Source organism: Thermodesulfovibrionales bacterium, assembly GCA_035686305.1.
Lineage (GTDB): Bacteria > Nitrospirota > Thermodesulfovibrionia > Thermodesulfovibrionales > UBA9159 > DASRZP01.
In genome coordinates this window covers 32666-55598 of record DASRZP010000088.1, presented here as the reverse complement: position 1 = coordinate 55598, position 22933 = coordinate 32666, and the positions used below count along the sequence as shown (strand labels likewise).

The following is a 22933-nucleotide window of genomic DNA, read 5'->3' as shown; positions in this document are numbered from 1 at the left end:
GAAGCCGAAGCCCTTCAAGTCCATGGTGACCACGGCAAAGGAGGATAGGGAGTACCGGAGGGAACTGGGACAGGGCAGCACGATGAAGACGATCCGGAAGATAGCGACGGCACCCTTTGTAGGATTGGCCTATATCGCAGCCCTTCCCGCGGCCTTTCTGTTCGCCCTTGGTGTTGCGGCAGTGAACGGACTTCTGAGTCTGGCAGGGAAGGAGGCGTCCTTTGGCTGGAGACCCGTTGAAGCCTATCTGACCGGCAGTAAGAAGAGGAAGGAAGAGAACAAAGAGCATGAAAAGAAGGAGGAGAAGTAGGCCAGAGGCCTCATTAAGAAGTGGAGAACCCGCAATCCCCGCGTTCCTGATTTCACCGGGGATTGCGGATGATCAAAGATCCGACCGCGCCTCTCTTATCTTCTCAACTGACTCGCTGAAGGACAGAGCTCCCGTTTCCGTAATCGATGATCAACTTCTTACCGTCGATTTTAAATGTGGCGTTTACAACGTAGTCTTTCGTGCTCAGAATGAGCGTTGACCCGACGATGCGATAGCGCTCCGTTGTCGTCTCTACCTTCCCGTCCAGATTTGTCTTCGTTGTTACAACAGTGCCGTCTTTCCTGAAATGTGAAACAATCGACTTATGGGACTTCGCGGGGGTAGGCACGATGCTGACGACCTGCCACGTCGTACCGGCAAGAGGCCTTAACTCCCCTTCCGTTGCCTGTTGGCGCCTTGCGGCATCCTTCTTGTCCTCTTCATTGCCGATGAGATAGCCGATACCGGCGCCAACACCCGCCCCGATCAGGGCTGTTGCACCCCACGACCCGTGCATGTTGGCAAGTCCGCCGATGAGAGCGCCCGCTCCTGCGCCCGTTGCTGCTCCTGTCTGGGCCTGCGTGGCGCATCCGGCGCCCAGTGATACGGTGACAAGCATTCCAAAGATGCAGATGATACTCACGAACTTCTTTCCTCTCTTCATTTCCGTCTCCTTTTCTATGGTTAGTGCCTGACCTTCATCAAAGACCGAATCAAAGGAAAACATCACGTCCCGGTTAAATCTACTAAAACTATACGGGTGCCGTCAAGGGCATGCCCTCCCTGAGAAGGACTCTTCGCAGATATGATAACTTCTCCTCATCGCAGTCTTTTCGGGTCTTCCTCATCTCACCGGCTGTTTGTCTTATCGAAAATCTCTCTTTCACCTTTTGTGATATAGTTAAGAGCGGCAAGGCTGTCGCTATCTCAAGATAAGAGAGGGGGGAATTGAAATGAAATGCCTTTCCAGGGTAGCAAGGTTAATCCCGCTTTTCATGGGTATGCTGACCGTTCTTTTTCCGATAACCGCACATGCCGGCGGGTATTTTCTTGTGGACAGGGACGGAAGAGTGATTTCCGAAACTTCGGAAAAGGTTATCGAAATCGGTTCTTCCGGGAAGAGAGTAGCCTACCACGACGGCGGCACCAGAGTCTTTGACGTGGAATGGGATGCGTCAAAGAGAACGTTGGTCGTGAAAGGCGACAATGTCTACCTCCGGATTTACAGCACCGGACAGATTGAAAAACTGACGACTATCTACGAAGGAGAGAAGCAGCAGATGCCTATCTTCGTAGAGCCGAATGTTAATTTTATGCCGAGACAGAATCCCCCCCGTAAGTGAAGGAGCTCATGGATGACCGACAAGCGACCATTAACTCATGAAGAACTGAAAAAGCTGCACAAGCCTGTCAGGAACGTCAATGTTGAGCATAGAAAGAGTCTGACCCCTTTGGAGCTCTTTGCAGTCTGGATCACGGACAAGGTTGGCTCAATGGGATTTTTCATTCTTATTCTTGTTTGGACCTTTGCCTGGCTTGGATGGAACACTCTGGGGCCGAAGGAGTGGAGGTTTGATCCGTTCCCGGCCTTTGTCTTATGGCTTTTTCTATCCAACATGCTGCAGATATTCTTGATGCCGCTCATTATGATAGGTCAGAATCTCCAAGGTCGTCACGCAGAGGCAAGGGCAGAATCGGATTTTGATATCAATGTAAAGGCCGAAAAGGAGATCGAGACCATTCTCCTGCATCTTGAACAGCAGAACGATCTCATCCTGAGAATCCTTCATCATTTGGAGAGTGATGGCCTGAAGCAGAAGGACTGAATTTCGAAAGACGGCTGAGCCAGGACGGTTCGAATATCCTCATCGATGGAAGCCTCCTTTGTCTCCCGTGGTCATCAGCTTTACCCCGACTTCCTGTGTCACCTGCAACCTCTCAGGCGTTCTCATCGTCTGCGTAATTGAACTTTACGGGCACGGTGTTGTCGGTAAATGACATATCAATGAGAGAAGTGCTACTATTAAGAGTAATAAGTTGATGAACACAGCCGTTGACGCAAGGGGGCAACGAGGCTCCCAACCTGACCGATGAAACAATAACGGAGGAAGAATAGAGACGACATGAACCGGAAAATCTTACATCTCCAGAGGCGCCTTTACCTCGTCCCGGCCATGATTCTTGTCGTGGGTCTGAGCAGTGCCGTTGTGATCTATCTGACATCTGAGAAGGATGGGGACAACGTTTTGGGTTATGACGTAGGAGGTGGATACGTTTATGAGAACATGCGTGAAGATTCCAAGACATATATGCGCAACATGGAGCTTTATGGCGGACGGGCGAATGTCCTTGCGAGCGAGTTAAGTCACTGGTTTGTCGGATTGTGGCATGGAAAGTCACTCGGATTGACCGTAGCCTGCATTACCATTCTTATAGCCGCCGGTGTTTTCTTTGTTGCCAAGAGAGATCTTGAATAGAACGGGCAAAATACCGGATACTTCAACTATGATACTCGGGCGTCGGGGACTTTGAACACCTGTTGATGGCTTAACCTCATGCTGCTCTTCCCTGCAGAGACTCCCGAGAAGCTGTTCTTTTTCTTTTCTTCGTTGCGGATGGCCTTCGCAGTCTTTCCTTTGTATCTCTTGAGCCTCTGGAAGAGGCCCTTTTTGTATGCCGGGCTCCTCCTGCAGATAACGTATATCGTCTCAAGGGGCTTGGGTCTCGGAAGGCTGCCCTTGGTGGGACCCCACGACACCCTCACCTTCATTGCAGCGTCTATCGTCGCCTTCTCACTTCCTTTTCGGAACATTCCGAGGAAGAATGAGCGATTCTCTTCCGCAGCTGCTCTGACGGCAGCTGCTTTTACGATATTCGGCCTCATCTCAAAACAGCATAATACTCCCCTTCCACCCGTTCTCAAAACCCTTTGGTTCGAACTCCATGTTGTCCTGGCATTTCTCTCCTATGCCCTTTTCGCCTTGGCCGCTATTTTCGGATACCTTTTCCTTCGGGGGCAGGAACCTTCATTTGAAGGCTTTCAATACAGGACGATCCTTGTCGGATACTGCCTCTTCTCTTTGTCGATGATAGTCGGGGGAGTGTGGGCATATCTTGCGTGGGGAACGTACTGGCTATGGACTCCCAAGGAGCTCTGGACAAGCATCCTCTGGCTTTATTACACCGCCTATCTCCACGCCCGGCTGAGAACGTGGTGGAATGGGAAACCTGCTGTCATTCTTGGCATGGCAGGTTTCGGAGTCGTTTTGTTCACCTATCTCGGAGTGAGTCTGTTAATGAAGAGTTCTCATACTTTTTAATCGCTCAATTGTTAAGGAGGCTACTTGTAAAACCATACACTTGTCATGCCCGCAAGCGGAGCGCGTCGGGAATCTTTCTGAAAAAGAAGAGAGATTCCGAACAGCCGGAATGACGGAATACTGCCGCACGCAGTTTCAGTCGTGACCGTTTTCGTATTATGTATAAGCTCATAAGACACACGTTAGGTTTCTTTGTATCCCTGAGGACGACTCTCTGGTCCCTCCTCTTCCTGCTCATCATGCTCCTGGGAGGAGCATGTATCATGCCTCTGAAAGAGGAATTCCAGTCGATCCATTCCCTTCCTCTTTTCGGATGGATGAAGGAGCAGCCGCTGGGCATAACCTGGTGGTTATGGGCCTCGGTAGGTCTCCTCTCTGTCCTGACGGCGAATACCCTTTTCTGCAGCATCGAATCGGTCATCAGGAAGAGAAGGAATGCTCAATGGCTCCTCCTGATCTCGCCCCAGATAATCCATATCGGCTTTCTCGTTATTCTCCTTGCCCATTTCCTGAGCGCAATGGGCAGCTTTAAAGGTATGGCAGTAGCTCGGGAGGGTGCCTCTTTCAATCTCCCGAACAATACGACCCTTCAGGTCAGGAGCATAACCATATCCGTCGACTCTTATGGTTACGTGAGTGATTGGGCAGTTGATGTCGCATACCTCTCTGAGGGAAGGATGGTGCATGAAGAGCTACTTATGCCGAACAGACCGTCTCTCCGGGAAGGACTAGGGGTCTACGTGAAGGATCTGAGGGCATCCCCGGAAAAAACGGTCCTCCTTGAGATTACAAGGGAGCCGGGCGCACCATGGGCGCTTGCCGGAGGGGTACTCTTTCTCTCCGGAACAGTGATGCTTGTTCTACTCAAAACGGGACGCGAAGGGAGGAGTGAGGCGGGCTAGAGAATCCTCCTACTTTGTCGGGGGTATGGCCGAAGTATCAGGACCTTTCACCATCGCTTTCAGGGTGAGGACCGTCCTGGGTCGATCCGTGGCGTTACTGAAGACCTCGACTGTCTTGACGAGAATGCCTCTTCTCTTGGCGGTATCGACCCTTGCCGTTATTTTCCCTTTTTCTCCCGGCTTCAGATGGCTTGAACTAGCCATCGCTGCAGTGCATCCTCAGGATGCCTTTACTCCTGAGATCATGAGGTCCGAGGTTCCTGCGTTTTCGAAATCGAAGACGTGCTCCAACTGCGTCCCCTCCTTCACCTCTCCGAAATCATGGATCTCATCTTGAAAGTGTATGGAGGGCTGGGCATAAGCCATGACAGGGAAGAGGATCGCGCAAACTAGAATAATCTTCTTCATGTCACATTATACCATATCAACGAGTCGCTCACATGCAGAGAGTCGCCATTCTGCGCGGAAATCGTCAAGAAGGATCTGCCGTCTGGTGACAGCAGCATTACAGATAACCTTCGATCATGATATCATCTCCCAGGCGTCTGACGCGCATATCCTTGAGCGAGAAGGCGTCTTCAAGTCTCCTGAAGTCTTTTCCGCCAACTGCCGGGAAAGATTCTCTGGAGCCGATAATCTTGGGCGCGATGAAGAAGATCACCTTATCGACGATTCCGTCCTCAAGGGCATGGGCATTGAGGGAGGAGCCGCCCTCAATCATTACGGAAGTGATCCCTCTCTCGCCAAGCCTCTCCATGAGCCAATGAAGAGCAAGCTTTTCTCTAAAATATAGCAATGATGTTCCTGATAGGGCGAGGTTTTCTAACTTGTGAGCGAGCACGGACTTCCTCGCCGCATCGGGCTCTTTCGCAACAATGATCGTTTCAGGAGGGACCTTGAGTATCTTCGCATCGAGAGGAATCTCGATGTTAGGGTCAATGACGACTCTTACCGGGTTCTTCCGCTTTCCCTTCAGTCTTACTGTGAGTTGAGGATCATCTGTCTTGACAGTGCCGATTGCGGTCATGACGGCGTCAACGCCGCTTCTCAGCTTATGGACGACGAGCCGTGCCCTCTGTCCCGTTATCCATTTCGATTGGCCTTCGGGTGTCGCGATCTTGCCGTCGAGGGTCATGGCGACCTTCAACGTGACAAAGGGTTTACCCGTAGTTATGTATTTGATATAGGATTCGTTTAGCCTTCGGGCCTTCGCCTCGGCTATCCCCGATATGACCTTGATGCCCGCCTCTTCTAATTCCCTGATTCCCCTGCCCGAGACCTTCGTATTGGGATCTCTCATGGCCACGATGACCCTCTTGACGCCCGCTCCTATGATCGCCTTTGTGCAGGGCGGCGTCCTCTTGTCGGTGTGGCAGCATGGTTCAAGGCTCACATAAAGCGTGGATGCCCTCGCATCCCTTCCGGCCTTTGAGAGTGCAAGGGCCTCTGCATGAGGAGTACCCGCTTTTCTGTGATAATCTTCGGCGATAATCTTCTCATCCTTGACGATGACGGCTCCGACCATGGGGTTCGGGCTCGTCATCCCCCGCGCCCTCGCTGCAAGCATGATAGCCCTCTCCATGAAATGTTCTTCAGTCAGTCTGTCGGCCATTTCTCAACTCTGTGAGAGTATACCATAGGAACGGATTCTGTTTTGCGGGCCGGCAGGAGCAGAGGAGGTATCTCTTTGCCGAAGCGATGACGGACGACTGCAGTAGAAGGCAGCCAACTCAACCTGTTCGCCGTAAGAATGACGTGACTGTGAATCGCCTCCGATAACGAGCGTTTGACAAGAAGAGTATTTCCCTTTATCCTAATACCCATGGAGAACGGAATCAGTCTGTGGCATCGGACAGTGGCAGAATGGCTGAGAGGCGCGGGTTCGTGGGCGCTCTCGACACTGAAGACGCTGGGGCGTATGTACATCTTTTTGCTCTACTCCCTTGCCTACGTCTTTGTCCCTCCTTTCAAATACAGAATCTTTCTGAGACAGATACAGTTCATCGGAACAAAATCCATGGTTGTCATCTTCCTCATGGGATCTTTTACCGGGATGGTACTTGCCCTACAGATATTCCATACCCTCAGAAAAGTCGGCTCAGAGGCAATGCTCGGTCCTGCTGTCGCCCTCACCCTCATCCGCGAGTTAGGCCCGGTGCTGTCTGCACTCACGATTACGGGAAGGGCGGGTTCAGCCCTTACAGCCGAGATCGGCATCATGAGGATAACCGAGCAGATAGACGCCCTAACGTCGATGGCGCTTAACCCGATGAGGTATCTCGTTGTCCCGAAGATCGTTGCAGCAATGATCACGTTCCCCCTCCTTACTGCCATGTTTGATTTCATCGGCATATGGGGTGGATATCTGGTGGGGGTAAAGCTCCTCGGCCTCAGCTCCGGGACCTATTTCTCGCAGATGAAGCAGTTTGTCGACATGAGGGACATTCTTATCGGATTCTACAAATCCTTCAGCTTTGGAGTTCTCGTATTATGGATATGCTGCTATAAAGGCTTTTACACAGGGTACGGCGCAGAGGGGGTGAGTAAGTCCACGACAGAGGCCGTCGTCATGTCCTCTGTCCTAATCCTCATATGGGACTATTTCCTCGGCACCCTGTTTATCTAGGAAGGGCGTATGATCGAGATTATTGAACTCACGAAGTCTTTCGGGCCGCAGAAGGTCCTCGATGGCGTCAATTTGACGATTCGTGACAAGGAATTGATCGCTATCATCGGGGAGAGCGGAGGCGGAAAGAGCGTCCTCCTCAAACATCTCATACGCCTTCTCAGGCCCAATTCAGGGAAGGTGCTTGTCGATGGCGAGGACATAACGAGACTCAGGAGAAGAGCGCTCGACAGAATACGACAGAACTTCGGCGTTGTTTTTCAGGGAGGAGCCCTCTTCGATTCCCTGACCATTTACGATAATATCGCCTTTCCCGTAAGAGAGAAGACAAGGCTTTCGGAATCGGACATTCATGACAAGGTGGAGGAAGCCCTGCTGGATGTCGGTCTTAAAGGCATCGAAGAAAAATACCCGGACGAGATAAGCGGCGGCATGAAGAAGAGGGTCGCCCTTGCGAGGGCGCTTATAACAGAGCCCAAGATAGTGCTCTTTGACGAGCCCACGACCGGTCTTGATCCGATCATGCTTCATGCTATTCATAAGCTCATCAGCGACACCCATAAAAAATACGGCTTCACCGGCGTTATGATCAGCCATGATATCCCCGAGATCTTCTCCATTGTCGACAGGATCGCCTTTCTCTACAAAGGCAAGATAGAGGTGATCGGCACGCCCGATGAGATCAGAGCCTCCGGAGATCCTATTGTGAGACAGTTCATAACGGGAAGCCTGACAGGGCCTATTGAGATTGTTTATTAAGATCGAGGACGAAAGACGAGATTACCTTTGGAAGGAAGGATAGAGGGGAGAGCGAAAATCGGAGCAGAGGAGGACGATTATGCATAGGAAGACGTTTGATCTCGATATGGCTGTGGGTCTTTTTCTGGTGATAGGGATCATCTGCCTCGCTTATATATCGATAAAGCTGGGGAGGCTTGAAGTGATCGGCACAAGGTATTATACTGTCTATGCAGATTTTGCAAAGGCAGGGGGAATCAAAGCGGGCTCGAGCGTCGAAATAGCGGGCGTTGAAGTCGGAAAGGTGAAGAGCGTGCGGCTCGACAAAGACTATCAGGCTCGGGTGGCATTGAATCTGAACACGGCTGTGAAGATCCAGGAGGACGCCATTGCCTCAGTGAAGACAAAGGGACTCATTGGAGAACGGTATGTAGAGATTACGCCGGGAGCGTCCGATGCCATGATCTCTGCGGGCGGCAAGATTCGGGAAACGGAATCGGCCATCGATGTTGAGGAGATCATCTCGAAGTACGCCTTCGGAAAAGTTTAAATGAGGAGGAAACTATGAGGACAGATGGAATGACATTCGGTTTTCTCGTGCTTTTTTGTCTCTCCCTCTTGTTATCTGCTCCTTCAAAGGCGAATGCCGGGGAGCCTACGGATCAGGTGAAGCAGACCGTCGATGCCGTCCTTGACATTCTGAGGAACAAGGAACTCAAGAGACCCGAAAAGACCGAGGAGAGACGGGCGAAGATCAGGAATATCGTCTCGGGAAGGTTCGATTTTGAAGAGATGGCAAGACGTTCCCTTGCCCAGAACTGGAAGAAGAGGACGCCCCAGGAACAGAAGGAGTTCGTGGCCCTGTACACCGACCTCCTCGAGAACACATACATAAAAAAGATCGAGCGGTATCAGGATGAAAAGGTGGCCTACCGTGACGAAAAGACCGAAGGCCCGTATGCTACGGTAAAGACGAGCATCATCACGAGCAAGGAAGTGGATATACCGATAGAGTACCGGCTGCTGAAAAAAGGGAACCTGTGGATGGCCTACGATGTCGTGATCGAAGGGGTCAGCCTCGTTAACAATTACCGGAATCAGTTCAATGAGATCATCCGCTCGCAATCATATGAGGAACTGGTGAAGAGGATGAAGAGCAAGTCCCTCAAGGAGCCGACGTCTTAAGGAGCAGGAACAAGAGCAGGAGCTGGCGCGGGCTTTTCCTGCTTTATTTTATTCCGTCGGTATTCGGTGTAAGCGTCCTTAAGCGATGTATAGGGGTCAACGGCCGATTCCTTGAGGTCCTCATATTCGCCGATCCTGAGGGAAAGGGCGTTCTCATATTCGAGGGCACGGACTGCTAGTGACGTTCCCGTAGGCTTGATATAGGTGATTGGATTGAGGAATGTGTCGCCTGCCATTCCCACGGAGTCCCTCAAGGAAGAGGGCCCGAGAATAGGCAGCATAAGGAAAATTCCCTCGCCGACGCCGTAGACTCCCAGTGTCTGTCCCAGGTCTTTGTCCGAACCTTTGAGATCGGGGTTTTGAGATGCAACATCGAACATTCCGGCGAGACCGACGGAAGAGTTTATCAGGAAACGCGCGAGTTCGACGCCTGCGTCCTTCATTTTCAGCTGGAGAAGGGAATTGACGATGCGGACAGGGGCTGTCATGTTATGGAAGGCGTTACGAATGCGGACCCTACCAAATTCAGGGACAACAAGGCTGTATAGCTGTGCTACCGGTTTGAAGATGATAAAATAGAGTTTGTCGTTGACGAAGTAGAAAAGGCGGTTCAATGGCTCAAGAGGGTCGGCCATGGGTTTCACTTCGACGAATTCTTCCTCGACCGCTTCCTGGGTTTCCGCCGACTCTGCCGGGGCTGCGTTGACCGCCGCAGAACCTTCTGTTTCGCCCTTTAAAGTATCCTGTTCGGTCTTCGAGGTATCTCGTTCGATGTTCGAGACATCCTGTTCGGCCTTCGGGATATCCCGAAGTTCATCCGCTCCTGCGGACAACGGCAAGAGAAGAAAGATCAAGAAAACAAGCCATAGCAAGGAAGACCTTCTCATCGGCACCATTCTTGTTCCGCCTTTCATCGTGGTCGTTCCCGCGAAAACCGGGACCCAGGGACACACCGGGTTTCGGATTAAGGGGACGACGAAATTGTTTTCAGCAGCCCCTGCTCAAGACCTTGACGACGCGGGCAGAGGCAGATGCTTCAACTTTTATTTTACCTTATTGCCAAAAAAAATCCAGCATTTTCCACGATACATTCTCGAGCCGTAAATTGATTATCGTCAGAAAGATGGGTTATAGTAGATTATTCATAGGAGGTAGATATGCCGATATACGAGTACGAATGCACGGCCTGCGGAAGGCATCATGAGATGATGCAGAGGCACTCTGACAGCCCCCTTCTTCTATGTCCTGACTGCGGAGGCCATATGAGGAAACTCATATCTCCTACTTCCTTTGTCCTGAAAGGCTCAGGTTGGTATAAGACTGATTATGCCTCAGGTGACAGAAAGACGAAGCAGGATGCCGAAGGGGAAACGACTCAGAAGACGGGAGCGACTTCTGAGGATAATGCCGGAAAAAAGTCTGAACCTCCTTCCAAGTCAGAGGACAAATCTGAGAAGAAACCCGAAGTCGCTGCCAAGTCTGAGTGAGTAAAGTCCATGTCCACATCCCCTACGACAAGATAGGGAAGTACCTCCCCCTTCTCAGAAAGGAGAGACTGAACCTCGAGATATACTTTTCTGCTGCATCCCTCGATTCTTTAAGAGATGGCAGTATCGAGGCGCTGAAGCATAGTCTTGAGTATAAGCCCTCTCTCTCCATGCATGCCCCTTTCATGGACCTCTCGCCGGGAGCGGTTGATTCCAAAATCAGGACAGTTACTGTCGAGCGTTTCTCACAGGTGCTGGGCATCGCAGAGGTCCTTAGGCCTGAGACTATCGTATTTCATTCCGGCTACGAAAAGTGGAAATATGCTCATAGGATTGACCTTTGGCTAGAGGGGAGTCTGAAGACGTGGCGGCCGTTCATAGAAAAGGCGGCCCGACTCAATCTTAAACTTGCGATCGAGAATATCTTCGAAGACGAACCCTCTAATCTTCAGGCTCTCATGAAGGAACTCTCTTCGCAGAATTTCGGGATATGCTTTGACACCGGTCACTGCAACCTTTTCTCAAAGGTGCCTTTGAGAGAATGGCTCGATACCCTCGGCAGCTTCATCGTTGAGCTCCATCTCCACGATAACGATAAGAGTTTCGATGCACACCTTCCCGTCGGCGACGGCACCTTCGATTTTGAGACACTCTTTGCTGCAACAAGGGAAAGGGAATGTGTTTACACTATTGAAGCACATACACCCGAGAGAGTCCTGAAGAGCATCGAGCGTCTGAAGAGGTTTACTAGAGTTTCCCCATCTGGTTTCTCAGACGAAACCCCCTGAGAACGGGTAAGCCCGCTCCTTTATACTGGACCATTACTCTGTGTGTCTCGCCCATTCCCTGGGGCATGATCAAGCCCTTGATCTGTGCAATCTCAAGGGGATCGGGCAGGCTTCCATAGAACTCTGTGATGACTTCATCGATACCGAGTGAGACGAGATACGTTCCCTGGGGGCAAAAACCGAGGGTCTTCAGACCGAATTCATCGCCCCATTTTTTCAAGGAGGAGAAATTCACATGTGCCGTGATGTCTTGCTCTCCGACATGCTGATAGGGATCTTCATTGATCTGGTGCTCATAATAACAGAGGAGGGTGCCTCTGCTTCTGTCATCGCCGTAGTAATCCCACGCAGGGTAGCCATAGTCTATCGTCAAAACGAAACCATCGGAAAGCTTCTCTCCGACCTCCTTAAGCCACGTTCTCAGTCTTAGATTCACCTCTGTCCTCATGCCCCTGGGGAGTTCAACGCCGAACTCCCTGAAGTACTCCTTCACTTCGCTGCTGCAGGGGACTCTCTTCTCGACGAGGCTCTTTCCCTCTGCAGAGACATAAATCTCCATCAGATCATCGGCCATCTCAACAAGCCTGACTGGAAAGGCGTCAAGAAGCTCATTCGAGAGGAAACAGCCCCTGACGGCTCCGATTTCCCCGATGTGAGAGAGCCAGGTCATCTTGTCCACGAAATCTCTGAGCAGTTCACGCTGCCTTTCTCCGAGCGAGGGGTTGATTTCGATGATGGTGTACTTGAGATGTTCAAAGAGACTCTTTTCTCCCTCTGTGTCTTGCCCTTTCCCGCCTTCTCCCCTGAGATATTCCAGAAGGTCCTTTGCAAGATGTCCCATCCCTGCACCCATCTCAACGACGCTGAAGAGGTCAGGACGACCCATCAAAACCCACATCTCTTCCAACTGCCTTCCTATCATAGCACCGAAAATCCTATGGAGATGGGGACTCGTATAAAAATCTCCTGTCCTGCCGATCTTTGCCGAATCCTTTGCGTAGTAACCGAGGGAAGGGTAGTACAGGGCCATATCCATGAACGCTTCAAAATTCATGGGACCCCTCGAAGCTATCCTTTCTAATATCCTTTCCTTCAGGGAGGGCATGGGAACGCACCGTGAGTCTTCACGGATTTCCTTGAGCAGATAAGAGGTACAACATACGGCTCAATGCGCAATTACTCATTGCGTTATAGAAGCCATCTCGTCACTGAGAAATATACGATAATTTCTCTCTTTTCTTAAGGCATTGTTTCCCGATTCTGGAAGAATGTGCTCATGGTAAAGCCGGAAGGGGAACGGATTTGGTCTTCACAGGAAAAAGAACCACCGCCTTTTCGGTCTGAACTTTGACAGAGACCTGTTTATTTCATTGAGGGCTTTATGGATGCCATCCTGCTGTTTTCTCGTCTCGATGACCTCGCTCGAAAGAAAGGCAAGGCTGTCTTTCATCTTTGAAAGGGTTCGGTTTATCTCGTCGAGGCTCTCCGCCAGGGAATTCAATTTTTCGTCGGGGAAGAAGGAGCCTTGCGACGCAACAGGGAGTGAGGCAGTTGCGACCTCTTCCGTGAATGTCTCAGGCTCTTGTAAAGGGATCGCTTCCTCAACGTCCAGCTCGCTCTTTTCGTGGATCCTGATCGCTATCCCTTCATCTTTGGCAGGAGCGATATCCACTTTATGCTTTCGGGCAATGTCCTTGACAAGGGTCTTTGTGATAACGCGGAAGGTCTCCATCACTCCCTTGCCTTTGACCGCTTCCGCCTCGGTAAATTCAAAGTGTCTTTTGTTCAGATCCCTCTCCAGTTCCTCAAGAGGCAGGACATTGGGAAGGTCACGTTTATTATACTGAATGACCATGGGAATGGAGTCGGGATCGATGTTGTTCGCCACAAGGTTTTCCTTCATGTTTTCGAGACTCTCAAGGTTCTGCTCCCTCATCTCCCTCTGGGAGTCTGCGACAAAGATGATGGCATCTGCGCCTTTCAGAACGAGCTTTCGCGTCGCGTTGTACCGTATCTGCCCGGGAACGGTATAGAGCTGGAACCGGAGCGTAAACTCCCGGATCTTTCCGAGGTCAACGGGCAGGAAATCAAAGAAGAGTGTCCTGTCGGCCTCTGTTGCGAGGGATATAAACTTCCCGCGGGATGCAGGATCGAGAACGGAATAGAGGTGCTGGAGATTCGTTGTTTTTCCGCTCAGGCCGGGGCCGTAGTAAACAACCTTCAGGGTGATTTCTTTTGTTACATAATTGAAGAAGGCCATTTTTAAATTATAGCATAAACACCGTTTCTCGTATAATTTTTCACCCGGTACATGGCCTCATCGGCAAGACGAAGAAGATCGTCCTTCGACTTTGCATGTTCCGGGTATGAAGCAACACCGAAACTGGCAGTTATTCTAATGGAAAGGCCCTCCTTCTTCAGGAAGACATTCTGTTCGACTTCCCTGCGTATCCTTTCAGCAACCCCTTCGGCTACGTCAGGACCGGTCTGGGGAAGGACGATGACGAATTCATCGCCGCCGTATCGTGCGACGATATCAATGGAACGGAGGTTCTTCAGCAAGAGTTGGCCGATTTCCACAAGGAGTTTGCTTCCCGTCAGATGTCCGTGATGATCATTCACCTCCTTGAAGTAGTCGATATCCATGAAAATGAGCGAGACGGATACGTGGGAACGCTCAGATCTCTGTATTTCCACTTCAATGGTCCGGTTCAGATAGCGGCTGTTGAAAAGTTTTGTCAGATCGTCGGTAACGGAAAGATCGGCCATCTTCTGATAGAGTGAAGCAACCTTTATGGCGAGGGCGGCATAATCAAGGGTCCGCATGAGGAGATCAAGATCGTCTTTGGTAAAGGGCCTTCCTGCTGCCTTGCCGACGAATTCTATTACTCCTAGGGTATGATCGGCCGTCTTGATCGGGACTGAGATGAGTGAGACTGCATGGGAGCCCTTCTGTTGAGCTGAATAATGCATGCAACGCTTGTCCTGTGAGACATCGGGGACAATGACGGGAATCCCCTCCTTAAACACCCAGCCGGCGACCCCTTCCCCGCGCCTCAATTTCTGCTCCTGCTGTTGTTTGCTTTTTTTATCATCGGTTCTTTCGAGGACAAGCTCACCGGTGTCCTCATTGAGCAGAAAAACATACCACGCTGCCGCCCCGAGGGCCTTCTTTACGTTCTTCATGATGACCCCGAGCATATCGTCGATGGCGATATCGGAAATGAGGATCTTCCCTATGACCTCGAGAAGATCGAGCTCCGACCTCGAGCAGGAGAGTTCCTCCTTCAGACGTATGCTGTCCTGGAGATTTGTCTTCTGTGAGATGAGATGTCGGGCAAGAAAAGAGAGTTCTCTGTCATCAGGGTTCCTCGTCGGCAAGGTAAGGGGCAACTTCAGCCACGGAGCGAGCCCCCTTGAGGAGCCGTCGGAGGATACGATAAGCTTCGGCACGTCAGAGAGTCGTTTCGAGAAATCCATGAAAGAGCTCTCCCTGCTCTGTGTCTTGTCGATGACGAGCAGGGTGGCCCCGCCCTTAGCCGTTATCTTAAGATCATTGATGGACTTGAGTTTTGAAAGGGTACCGTGTTTCTTAAGGAAGTCGAAGTTCTTGTTGAGGAGTTCTTTCCCTATAATGAATATCTCAGGCATTTACACCGCAACACTTCTTGTATTTCCTACCGCTCCCGCAGGGGCATGGGTCGTTCCTCCCGATCTTCTTGCCCTTGGTGACAGGCTGGTTACCCTCGGAGCCTTCACCCCTGTTATACCGTACGGTCTGCTTTCTCAGGACTTGCTCCTTTCTCACGGCCTCTTCGCGTATCTGTATCTTGAAGAGCCTGGAGAGGGTTTCCATCGAGATCCTCTCCGTGAGCGCCGCGAACATGTCGAAGGCCTCTCTCTTGTATTCCGTGAGGGGGTCTCTCTGGCCGTAGCCCCTGAGCCCTATCCCCTCCTTAAGATGGTCCATCCCAAGGAGATGGTCCTTCCACTGGGTATCAAGGACCTGGAGGAACATCATCTTTTCAAGATAACGCATCATGTCTGCGCCGATACCAGTTTCCTTCCCTCCGTACGCAGCCTTTGCGGCGGACAGAAGGGCATCCCGCAACTGCTGACGGTCCTCGGGGACCTCTTCAAGGGGCACAGAGAATATTCCGAAGAAGGCGTCTTTCAGGCCTTTTATGTCCCACTGCTCAGCATGTCGCTCTTCAGGGCAGTAGATGCCCATGAGCTCGTCAGCTACGTCCTCCAGGAGATCGATGATTCTCTCCCTGAGGTTTTCTCCCTGGAGGATTTCACGCCTGAAGCCGTAGATTTCGGTCCTCTGTTTATTCATGATATCGTCATATTCGATGAGATGCTTTCTGATGTCAAAGTTATGCGCCTCGACACGCTTCTGGGCATTCTCAATGGCCTTCGAAACCATCTTGTTTTCTATCGGGATATCCTCATCCATGCCGAGCTTGCCCATGAGGCCGGAGATCCTGTCGGAACCGAAGATCCTCATGAGGTCATCTTCGAGAGACAGGTAGAACCGCGAAGAGCCGGGGTCTCCCTGCCTGCCTGAACGTCCCCGAAGCTGGTTGTCTATCCTTCGTGCCTCATGACGCTCTGTTCCAAGAATATGAAGTCCGCCGGCTGCTATCACCTGCTCTTTATCCTTGCTGCACATCTCCCGTGCCTTCTCAAGGGCGCGCCGAGAGTCCTCCTCGGTCGGATCTTTCTTGTCGGCCAGAAGGTCTTTTACGAGACCTCCCGGATTACCCCCGAGGACGATGTCCGTGCCCCTGCCGGCCATGTTTGTCGCTATCGTGACCGAGCCGCTCCGTCCCGCCTGTGCGATGATCTCTGCCTCTCTCTCATGGTATTTTGCGTTCAGCACCGAATGGGGGATCCCCTTTTTTCTGAGCATCGCGCTCAGCACCTCTGACTTCTCTATCGAAATGGTTCCGACAAGGACAGGCTGTCCTTTCTTGTGCAATTCCTCTATCTCCGCTATGGCTGCCTTGAATTTGGCGGCTTCGGTCTTGTAAATCGAATCCTGGTGGTCGGCCCTTATCATCGGTCTGTTCGTGGGGATGACGACTACTTCGAGGTTGTAGATCTTTGCGAACTCCTCGGCCTCGGTATCGGCGGTGCCCGTCATACCGGCAAGTTTGTTGTACATCCTGAAGTAGTTCTGAAAGGTGATCGTGGCAAGGGTCTGATTCTCGCTCTCGATCTTGACCCCTTCCTTTGCCTCTACGGCCTGATGGAGCCCGTCGCTCCACCGCCTTCCGGGCATGAGCCTTCCGGTGAACTCGTCGACGATGAGGACTTCGCCGTCCTTTACAACATAGTCAACGTCCCTCTTGAAGAGGGTATGGGCCTTAAGGGCCTGGAGCACGTGATGGACGATCTCGATGTTGGAGGGGTCATAGAGGTTTGATATGCCGAGGGAGCGTTCAACCTTCATATTCCCTTCGTCAGTCAGGATCGCCGTCTTCGCCTTTTCATCGATGGTGTAGTCCGCATCCTTCCTGAGCTTCGGGATAATTTTGTCGATTCTGTAGTACTTGTCTGTCGAATCCTCGGAAGGGCCGGATATGATGAGCGGCGTCCTCGCCTCGTCGACGAGGATGCTGTCGACCTCGTCGACGATGGCGTAATTCAGCTCCCTCTGGACATAGTGGGATATATCGTATTTCATATTATCCCTCAGATAATCAAAGCCGAATTCATTATTCGTTCCATATGTTATGTCTGCGTTGTAGGCTGCCTGCCTCTCTTCGTCGGTAAGGCCGTGGACGATGACGCCGACACTCATGCCGAGGAAATTGTAAAGGGGCCCCATCCAGCGTGCGTCCCTTCGGGCAAGGTAATCGTTGACCGTGACAACGTGGACGCCCCTTGAAGAGAGGGCATTGAGGTATACCGGCAGAGTGGCGACAAGGGTCTTTCCTTCGCCGGTCTTCATCTCCGAGATCTTTCCTTCATGGAGCACGATGCCGCCGATGAGTTGCACATCAAAGTGCCTCATGTTCAGGACCCTCTTTGATGTCTCCCGCACGACAGCAAAGGCCTCGGGGAGGATTTCATCAAGAGTCTGACCCTCTTCGAGCCGCCTCCTGAATTCTGCGGTCTTGTCTTTCAGCTCTGATTCAGTGAGGGAGGCGACAGCGGCTTCGAAGGAATTGATCCTGTCGACCATGGGCCAGAGCCGCTTCAGTTCCCGTTCGTTCTTCGTTCCGAATATTTTCTTAAGCAATACTTGAACCATAAGTTAATATTATCCGATAATTCAGGATAATTGCAAGGAACTGCTTGACTTTTTTACTGTAACGTCGTTCTTATGGGCAGTGGGTTGAACCGCCGGTATTTTATTGAAGCATTCCTTCTTCGATAGTCATTCCGGCCCTGTCCGGAATCTTTCCCCCTCCGCAGTTGCCGCGTTCGCATTTTGCCTGTATACTTTGGTTGATCAGGGCTTACATATCCAAACACGTTTTTGGAAAGAAGGTTCACTGTGGAGAAGATATACGGGGCTTTCGGCTTCAAGGCTTGCGCGAACATTCTCAAATCCACCGGGAAAAGCGCCCCATTCCCTCATTACATCCTCAACGCACGATACAAAGCGCGGCGAAGACGTTAGGGCTCGGATTAATGTGCTCTCTGAAATTCCCGAGCGCTGGAGAGCTTTTCTCATGAAGGCGGCCGCGGAAAACAAGAAGAAGAAGGCCCTCGTGGACGGACAGCCCGTTCCCGACCGCAACGAAGAGTACCTCCTGTATCAGACCCTTGTCGGCGCATGGCCGATCGACCCTTCAGTCCGCGATAATCGAGGGATCTTTAAGGAGCGCGTCAAGGAATATATGCTCAAAGCGGTGCGGGAGGCGAAGGTCAATACCAGCTGGATCAATCCGGCCCCTCAATACGAGGAAGCCCTTCTCTCGTTTATTGAGGCGATCATGGAAGCAGTGCCCCGTAACAAATTCATGAGAGAGCTTGAGCCCTTTCAGAAAATGATCGCCGCCTCCGGCATGCTCAACTCCCTTTCACAGGTCCTGCTCAAGATCACTTCGCCCGGCGCACCTGACTTCTACCAGGGGAGCGAGACATGCGACCTCAACCTCGTGGACCCCGACAATCGCAGGACCGTCGACTATGATACGAGGATGGAGATGCTCTCGGAATTGAAGCGGAGGGAGTCCCTCATCGGCCAACTGAAGCTGGCGCGGGAACTGTGTGCCTCCCCCTTCGACGGCAAGATAAAACTTTACCTAGTATACAAGGCCCTGAACTTCCGGAAGCAGAAGAGGGAGGTCTTTGAAGGGGGAGAATATATCCCTCTGGAAACGGGAGGTCCAAAGGCATCTCATGTCTGTGCCTTTGCACGGAGACTGGACGAGGAGGTAGCGCTGGTGATTGCTCCCAGATTCTTTGCCTCCCTTGCTTCGGGTCCGAGAGCGCGCATGGTGAGCAGGGCCGTATGGAAAGACTCTTACGTCCTGCTGCCCTTTGATGGGAACGTGACATCATACCGCAACGTCTTTACGGGGGAAGAGATCAAGGGTTCCCGTAAGGGCGGCAATACGGTCTTGCATTTGAGAGGGGCTCTCTCGGATTTTCCGGTAGCGCTGCTCGCGGGGGGGCGCAGAGAGTCTTTTCGTGTCGGCAGGGCACCCGACTGACGGTTACTCCTTTGCATGGATCTGGCAGTAGAGTTCGTTCTCGGCGCATTCGGCGCACTCAAACTGAAGGATGATGTGGTTGATCCCCATATCCATGAGCAACGTCTCGATCGCTTTCCGAATCCCTTCAGCCTCGCTTAACTTCTGGTCATGGACCCAGATATGGGCTGTAAAGGCAATTTTCCTGTGGGCGACAGACCAGATATGGACGTCATGCACGCCCATCACTTCAGGCATATTGCAGATCTTCTTTGCGATCTCTTCTGCATGGAAGCCGGCAGGCGTCATCTCGAGGAATATGAGGAGGGCCTCTTTCACCACCCTTGTGCCCCCTGTGATAATGACGATGCCGATGATGACACTGGCAAGGGGGTCTGCGTAAGGCCATTTCGTAAAGTAGATGACGAGACCGGACAGAATGACACCGAGGGACGACAGGGTGTCTCCCAGTACATGGAGCCAGGCACTCCTGATATTCAGGTCTTCATGTCTATGGCCGATGATCAAGGCCATGGCGATGTTGCCGGCGAGTCCGAAGGCCGCGATCCCGAGCATCAGCGGGACATCAACGGAGGGTGGCGCCACAAAACGTTGGTAGGCTTCATAGAAGATGAATCCTGATATGGCGAGAAGGCTGATACCGTTTGCCACTGCCGCGAGGAGACCGACACGCTGGTACCCGTAGGTTGCCCGATAATCTGAAGGTCTTCGGCTTATTTTCATCGCGATTATGCTCAAGCCGAGGGCGAAGGCATCGGTCAGGACATGTCCGGCATCACTGAGGAGAGCAAGACTGTTGCTCAGCAGTCCTCCCGCAACCTCCGCAACGAGGATCAGAAGCGTTATCGAGAAGGATAGGGTGAGACGTCTTTCTCCATCGTGGTGCATAAGGAAATTATAGCGTATTTATCTTGTGGGCGAGACACCCGGCGCCGAAGCCGTTGTCAATGTTCATGACGGCGATACCCGGGACGCAGGAGTTCAGCATCGCAAAGAGAGCGGTGAGGCCTCCGAGGCTCGTTCCATAGCCGGTTGACGTCGGCACTGCGACGACCGGTCTATCGGTGAGTCCGCCGACGACGGAGGGCAGGGCGCCTTCCATTCCGGCGACAACTACAATGACCCTCGCTGAGGAGAGAAGGGTTCTCTTGTCGAGGAGCCGGTGAATGCCTGCGACGCCAATGTCGTATTCTGTTGCTGTCTTGCTGCCGAGAAATGCGGCCGTGACCGCCGCCTCTTCAGCAACGGGTATATCGGATGTCCCTGCTGAGACAACAAGGACAGAGCCCCTCCCCCCGATGTCTGTCCCGATTGAGATTGTGCCGGAGGCGGGATGGAAGAGGGCATCCTTCATATCGAGGCTCTCATAGATCTCCTTCGTCGCCTTTGTTATGAGAAACCTCTTGCTCTTCTTATACATGGACAGGGCGATGGCCCTGATGGCTTCGGCAGTCTTGCCCTTTGCGAAGATTACCTCCGGAATTCCCTGTCTCAGATGCCTGTGATGATCGACCTTTGCAAAGGAGATGTCTTCATAGGGAAGGTCTTTCAGCTTTCCAAGGGCCTTTTCGGGAGACAACTCTCCCGATTTGACGGCGGAGAGGATTTCCCTTACCCGGGAGCTATCCATGAAACTCGGTCTTGAGAGTACGGTTCATCAGGTCGTTTGCGGCGAGGGCGGGCGACTTGTCTTTGTAAAGGACCATATAGATCTGTTCTACGATCGGCATCTGCACGTCGTATTTTTGAGAGAGTTCGTACGCCGATTCTGCGGTGGCCACTCCTTCGGCCACGCTCATCGTCTCAGCAAGGATATCGTTCAGCTTCATGCCCTGACCGAGTTTCTTGCCGACGGTATAATTCCGGGAAAGATGAGCGGTGCAAGTGAGGATAAGGTCCCCAAGTCCGCTGAGACCCGAGAATGTCTGCTCTTCGGCACCCATGCTTATGCCCAGGCGTTCGATTTCAGCCAGACCCCTTGTCAGGAGTGCGGCCCTTGCATTGTGTCCGAGTTCAAGACCGTCGCAGATGCCTGATGCAATCGCTATCACGTTCTTCAGAGCCCCGCCCAGTTCGACTCCCAGGACATCATCATGGGTATAAACCCTGAAATAGTGGGTATTAAAGATCTCCTGCAAGAGTAAGGCAGTAGACGCATCTTGGCAGGAGAGGGTGACAGCCGTCGGGAGTTTCCTTACAACCTCAAGGGCGAAACTTGGGCCTGAGAGCACGGCGACCTGATGACTCGTCACCTCTCTTATGATGGACGAGACGGTGAGAAGGGTTTTCTTTTCTATGCCCTTTGAGGCGTTGATTATGACTGCGCCGTCCGCGATGTATGGAACGGCACTCGTGATGATTTCTCTCGTGTATTGCGTCGGTACCACATTGAGTACATACCGGGCGTTCCTGAGGGCTGTGCTGAGATCATTCGTGATGGCAACGTCATCAGGAACGGTGACCCCTGGCAGATAGGTCCTGTTGACCCTCGTGATCTTCATCTCCTCACAGAGGTCCCTCTCATGTACCCAGAGCGAGATGTCATACCCTTTCTCTGCAAGGAGGCAGGAGAGGGTAGTCCCCCAGCTTCCGGCGCCTATGATAGATATGTAACTCATCGGACAGAATCCTCCATCTGAAAGAACGGTTGAATATAACAGATTCGTAGATAGGGATGCAATCGGAAAGGGCTTGTTTCCTTCTTTTTAAACGCTCGACACCTCATGGGAAGAAGTCTGATAACAATTATGAAAATATCGGTGGACAGAAACAGGGGATATTATTTTCAAAGTGAAAGAATGAAGCACAGTGATAGCTCATCATTAGTGATAAGAGAGTTAGAATTATTTTTTGAAACCGCCTCTCCCGGCGATATATTTGTTACGCATATTGAGGTAGCGGTTGGGTAAACTTCGTCTATTGTCCGGGAGAGAGGTCTGTGCGATTCTTGCCCGGCATGGCTTCACCGAGGTGAGAAGGAGAGGAAGCCACATCGTTATGCAGAAGACAGTACGATTACTATTCCAGTCCCTGGCACATCATGAGATCAGAATTGGCACCCTGCAGTCTATCATACGGCAGTCCGGCATCCACCGCTCTGAATTTGAATGATGAAATGCCGCCGCATAACGACTGCCATCCGCACGAGTGATTTGTTAGCAGCCTAATTTTTTGCCTCCACCAGTTTTCCAGTCACAAATTTATGAATTATACTGGAAACATATGTCTGATAAGGCAAGCCTTCGCTCACCGCCTTCTTTTGCAATTCAGTCAGGTCTCTTTCGGAAATTCTTATATTCAGCCTTTTATCTTTTTTAAGAGTATTCCGTGCATACTTCATCAGTTCGGCTTTTCTTTTTGAAAGGTTCTTAACCGGAATCCATTCGCCTTTCTCAAAACTGTCCAAAATTTCCTGTTCTTCTTTAGTTAATTTAGCTTTCATTTCTCTCCTCCGAAATAAATATCTGTTGCCTTTCTACTGGGGATAATGGTTTTCAGAAATATTTCTTCTGCATCCTCGACATATGGGACAAGATAAGCATAATTATTTATTCCGATTACCATTATCCGCTGTTCCGGATACCTTTTCCGATTCGGGTGTAGATAGTCATCTAAAATGTCGCCTTTTTCAATATAGAAAACAATATCCTCAAAACAAATGCCTCTTGATTCTTTAAGTTTCAGACTCTTTTCTGTATTCCAATTGATATGCTTCATCTATTGATAGAATAGCACATTGTGTGCCTTTTGGCAACGGACGATTTCATTAACGAGTTATTATAACTCGATAACTCCGGCATTCTTCATCCTTCGCAATCCACCATAGATGTCGTGTCGGGCGTAACTACTCGATGTCTCGTATAATCGCGGTCGGCTAATATAACTTTTGTAATGCTATCGAGTT

Annotated in this window: 26 protein-coding genes; 13 read left to right on the top strand and 13 right to left on the bottom strand. The window is 51.3% G+C overall.

What is annotated here, in order from left to right:
• Positions 1 to 310: hypothetical protein (locus VFG09_10355; protein HET6515550.1), on the top strand; the 310-nt coding region annotated here is incomplete at its 5' end.
• Positions 311 to 413: 103 nt separating this feature from the next.
• Here the strand turns inward: VFG09_10355 and VFG09_10350 are convergent.
• Positions 414 to 974: a glycine zipper domain-containing protein gene (locus VFG09_10350; GenBank protein ID HET6515549.1), complete on the bottom strand. Its 561-nt coding sequence runs from the start codon at positions 972 to 974 to the stop codon at positions 414 to 416.
• Between the two features lie 289 nt (positions 975 to 1263).
• Here VFG09_10350 and VFG09_10345 point away from each other — a divergent pair, with 289 nt between their 5' ends.
• The 5 genes from VFG09_10345 (at position 1264) to VFG09_10325 (ending at position 4532) form a co-directional block, all read left to right on the top strand.
• Positions 1264 to 1653 carry a hypothetical protein gene (locus VFG09_10345; protein HET6515548.1) on the top strand — a complete coding sequence of 130 codons (390 nt, stop codon included), beginning with the start codon at positions 1264 to 1266 and terminating at the stop codon, positions 1651 to 1653.
• A gap of 12 nt (positions 1654 to 1665) precedes the next feature.
• Entirely contained in the window at positions 1666 to 2136 is a 471-nt protein-coding gene (locus VFG09_10340) for a DUF1003 domain-containing protein (protein HET6515547.1), read from the top strand.
• Positions 2137 to 2433: 297 nt separating this feature from the next.
• Positions 2434 to 2787: a hypothetical protein gene (locus VFG09_10335; GenBank protein ID HET6515546.1), complete on the top strand. Its 354-nt coding sequence runs from the start codon at positions 2434 to 2436 to the stop codon at positions 2785 to 2787.
• A 78-nt stretch (positions 2788 to 2865) separates the two neighbouring features.
• Entirely contained in the window at positions 2866 to 3630 is a 765-nt protein-coding gene (ccsA, locus tag VFG09_10330; GenBank protein ID HET6515545.1) for a cytochrome c biogenesis protein CcsA, read from the top strand.
• A 263-nt stretch (positions 3631 to 3893) separates the two neighbouring features.
• Positions 3894 to 4532 carry a hypothetical protein gene (locus tag VFG09_10325; GenBank protein ID HET6515544.1) on the top strand — a complete coding sequence of 213 codons (639 nt, stop codon included), beginning with the start codon at positions 3894 to 3896 and terminating at the stop codon, positions 4530 to 4532.
• Positions 4533 to 4541: 9 nt separating this feature from the next.
• Here the strand turns inward: VFG09_10325 and VFG09_10320 are convergent, their stop codons facing one another.
• Entirely contained in the window at positions 4542 to 4898 is a 357-nt protein-coding gene (locus tag VFG09_10320) for a DUF1573 domain-containing protein (GenBank protein ID HET6515543.1), read from the bottom strand.
• A gap of 139 nt (positions 4899 to 5037) precedes the next feature.
• Positions 5038 to 6144 (bottom strand): bifunctional diaminohydroxyphosphoribosylaminopyrimidine deaminase/5-amino-6-(5-phosphoribosylamino)uracil reductase RibD, encoded by a 1107-nt coding sequence (gene ribD / locus VFG09_10315; protein HET6515542.1) that lies wholly within the window; start codon positions 6142 to 6144, stop codon positions 5038 to 5040.
• Between the two features lie 174 nt (positions 6145 to 6318).
• On the opposite strand from ribD, the gene VFG09_10310 reads away from it, so the two are divergent.
• The 4 genes from VFG09_10310 (at position 6319) to VFG09_10295 (ending at position 9081) form a co-directional block, all read left to right on the top strand.
• Positions 6319 to 7158: an ABC transporter permease gene (locus VFG09_10310; GenBank protein HET6515541.1), complete on the top strand. Its 840-nt coding sequence runs from the start codon at positions 6319 to 6321 to the stop codon at positions 7156 to 7158.
• Between the two features lie 9 nt (positions 7159 to 7167).
• A complete protein-coding gene (locus VFG09_10305) occupies positions 7168 to 7917 on the top strand; it encodes an ABC transporter ATP-binding protein (GenBank protein HET6515540.1) in 750 nt (249 codons plus the stop codon).
• 79 nt (positions 7918 to 7996) lie between these two features.
• Positions 7997 to 8446 (top strand): outer membrane lipid asymmetry maintenance protein MlaD, encoded by a 450-nt coding sequence (mlaD, locus tag VFG09_10300; GenBank protein ID HET6515539.1) that lies wholly within the window; start codon positions 7997 to 7999, stop codon positions 8444 to 8446.
• 14 nt (positions 8447 to 8460) lie between these two features.
• Entirely contained in the window at positions 8461 to 9081 is a 621-nt protein-coding gene (locus VFG09_10295) for an ABC transporter substrate-binding protein (protein ID HET6515538.1), read from the top strand.
• Here VFG09_10295 and VFG09_10290 read toward each other — a convergent pair.
• Positions 9078 to 9968 carry a VacJ family lipoprotein gene (locus tag VFG09_10290; protein HET6515537.1) on the bottom strand — a complete coding sequence of 297 codons (891 nt, stop codon included), beginning with the start codon at positions 9966 to 9968 and terminating at the stop codon, positions 9078 to 9080. The two genes, VFG09_10295 and VFG09_10290, sit on opposite strands and share 4 nt — an antisense overlap.
• Positions 9969 to 10238: 270 nt before the next feature.
• Here VFG09_10290 and VFG09_10285 point away from each other — a divergent pair, with 270 nt between their 5' ends.
• Positions 10239 to 10568: an FmdB family zinc ribbon protein gene (locus VFG09_10285; protein HET6515536.1), complete on the top strand. Its 330-nt coding sequence runs from the start codon at positions 10239 to 10241 to the stop codon at positions 10566 to 10568.
• Positions 10565 to 11356: a sugar phosphate isomerase/epimerase family protein gene (locus VFG09_10280; protein ID HET6515535.1), complete on the top strand. Its 792-nt coding sequence runs from the start codon at positions 10565 to 10567 to the stop codon at positions 11354 to 11356. Before VFG09_10285 ends, VFG09_10280 begins: the two co-directional genes overlap by 4 nt.
• Here the strand turns inward: VFG09_10280 and VFG09_10275 are convergent.
• From VFG09_10275 to secA, 4 genes are all read right to left on the bottom strand, one after another.
• On the bottom strand, positions 11316 to 12410 hold the full coding sequence (locus VFG09_10275) for an SAM-dependent methyltransferase (GenBank protein ID HET6515534.1): 1095 nt from the start codon (positions 12408 to 12410) through the stop codon (positions 11316 to 11318). The genes VFG09_10280 and VFG09_10275 overlap by 41 nt on opposite strands.
• A 255-nt stretch (positions 12411 to 12665) precedes the next feature.
• Positions 12666 to 13616, bottom strand: coding sequence for a GTPase domain-containing protein (locus VFG09_10270; protein HET6515533.1), 951 nt, complete (start codon positions 13614 to 13616; stop codon positions 12666 to 12668).
• 2 nt (positions 13617 to 13618) lie between these two features.
• Positions 13619 to 15007: a sensor domain-containing diguanylate cyclase gene (locus VFG09_10265; GenBank protein ID HET6515532.1), complete on the bottom strand. Its 1389-nt coding sequence runs from the start codon at positions 15005 to 15007 to the stop codon at positions 13619 to 13621.
• Positions 15000 to 17618 carry a preprotein translocase subunit SecA gene (secA, locus tag VFG09_10260; GenBank protein HET6515531.1) on the bottom strand — a complete coding sequence of 873 codons (2619 nt, stop codon included), beginning with the start codon at positions 17616 to 17618 and terminating at the stop codon, positions 15000 to 15002. The genes VFG09_10265 and secA overlap by 8 nt, the downstream gene beginning before the upstream one ends.
• A gap of 424 nt (positions 17619 to 18042) precedes the next feature.
• Here secA and VFG09_10255 point away from each other — a divergent pair, with 424 nt between their 5' ends.
• On the top strand, positions 18043 to 19029 hold the full coding sequence (locus VFG09_10255; protein ID HET6515530.1) for a hypothetical protein: 987 nt from the start codon (positions 18043 to 18045) through the stop codon (positions 19027 to 19029).
• 3 nt (positions 19030 to 19032) lie between these two features.
• Here VFG09_10255 and VFG09_10250 read toward each other — a convergent pair whose 3' ends face one another.
• The 5 genes from VFG09_10250 to VFG09_10230 form a co-directional block, all read right to left on the bottom strand.
• A complete protein-coding gene (locus VFG09_10250; GenBank protein HET6515529.1) occupies positions 19033 to 19917 on the bottom strand; it encodes a cation diffusion facilitator family transporter in 885 nt (294 codons plus the stop codon).
• A gap of 7 nt (positions 19918 to 19924) precedes the next feature.
• On the bottom strand, positions 19925 to 20659 hold the full coding sequence (gene larB, locus VFG09_10245; protein HET6515528.1) for a nickel pincer cofactor biosynthesis protein LarB: 735 nt from the start codon (positions 20657 to 20659) through the stop codon (positions 19925 to 19927).
• Positions 20652 to 21647 carry an NAD(P)H-dependent glycerol-3-phosphate dehydrogenase gene (locus VFG09_10240; GenBank protein ID HET6515527.1) on the bottom strand — a complete coding sequence of 332 codons (996 nt, stop codon included), beginning with the start codon at positions 21645 to 21647 and terminating at the stop codon, positions 20652 to 20654. Before VFG09_10240 ends, larB begins: the two co-directional genes overlap by 8 nt.
• 545 nt (positions 21648 to 22192) lie before the next feature.
• Positions 22193 to 22471 carry a hypothetical protein gene (locus VFG09_10235; GenBank protein ID HET6515526.1) on the bottom strand — a complete coding sequence of 93 codons (279 nt, stop codon included), beginning with the start codon at positions 22469 to 22471 and terminating at the stop codon, positions 22193 to 22195.
• On the bottom strand, positions 22468 to 22746 hold the full coding sequence (locus VFG09_10230; protein HET6515525.1) for a BrnT family toxin: 279 nt from the start codon (positions 22744 to 22746) through the stop codon (positions 22468 to 22470). The genes VFG09_10235 and VFG09_10230 overlap by 4 nt, the downstream gene beginning before the upstream one ends.
• Positions 22747 to 22933: the final 187 nt, after the last annotated feature.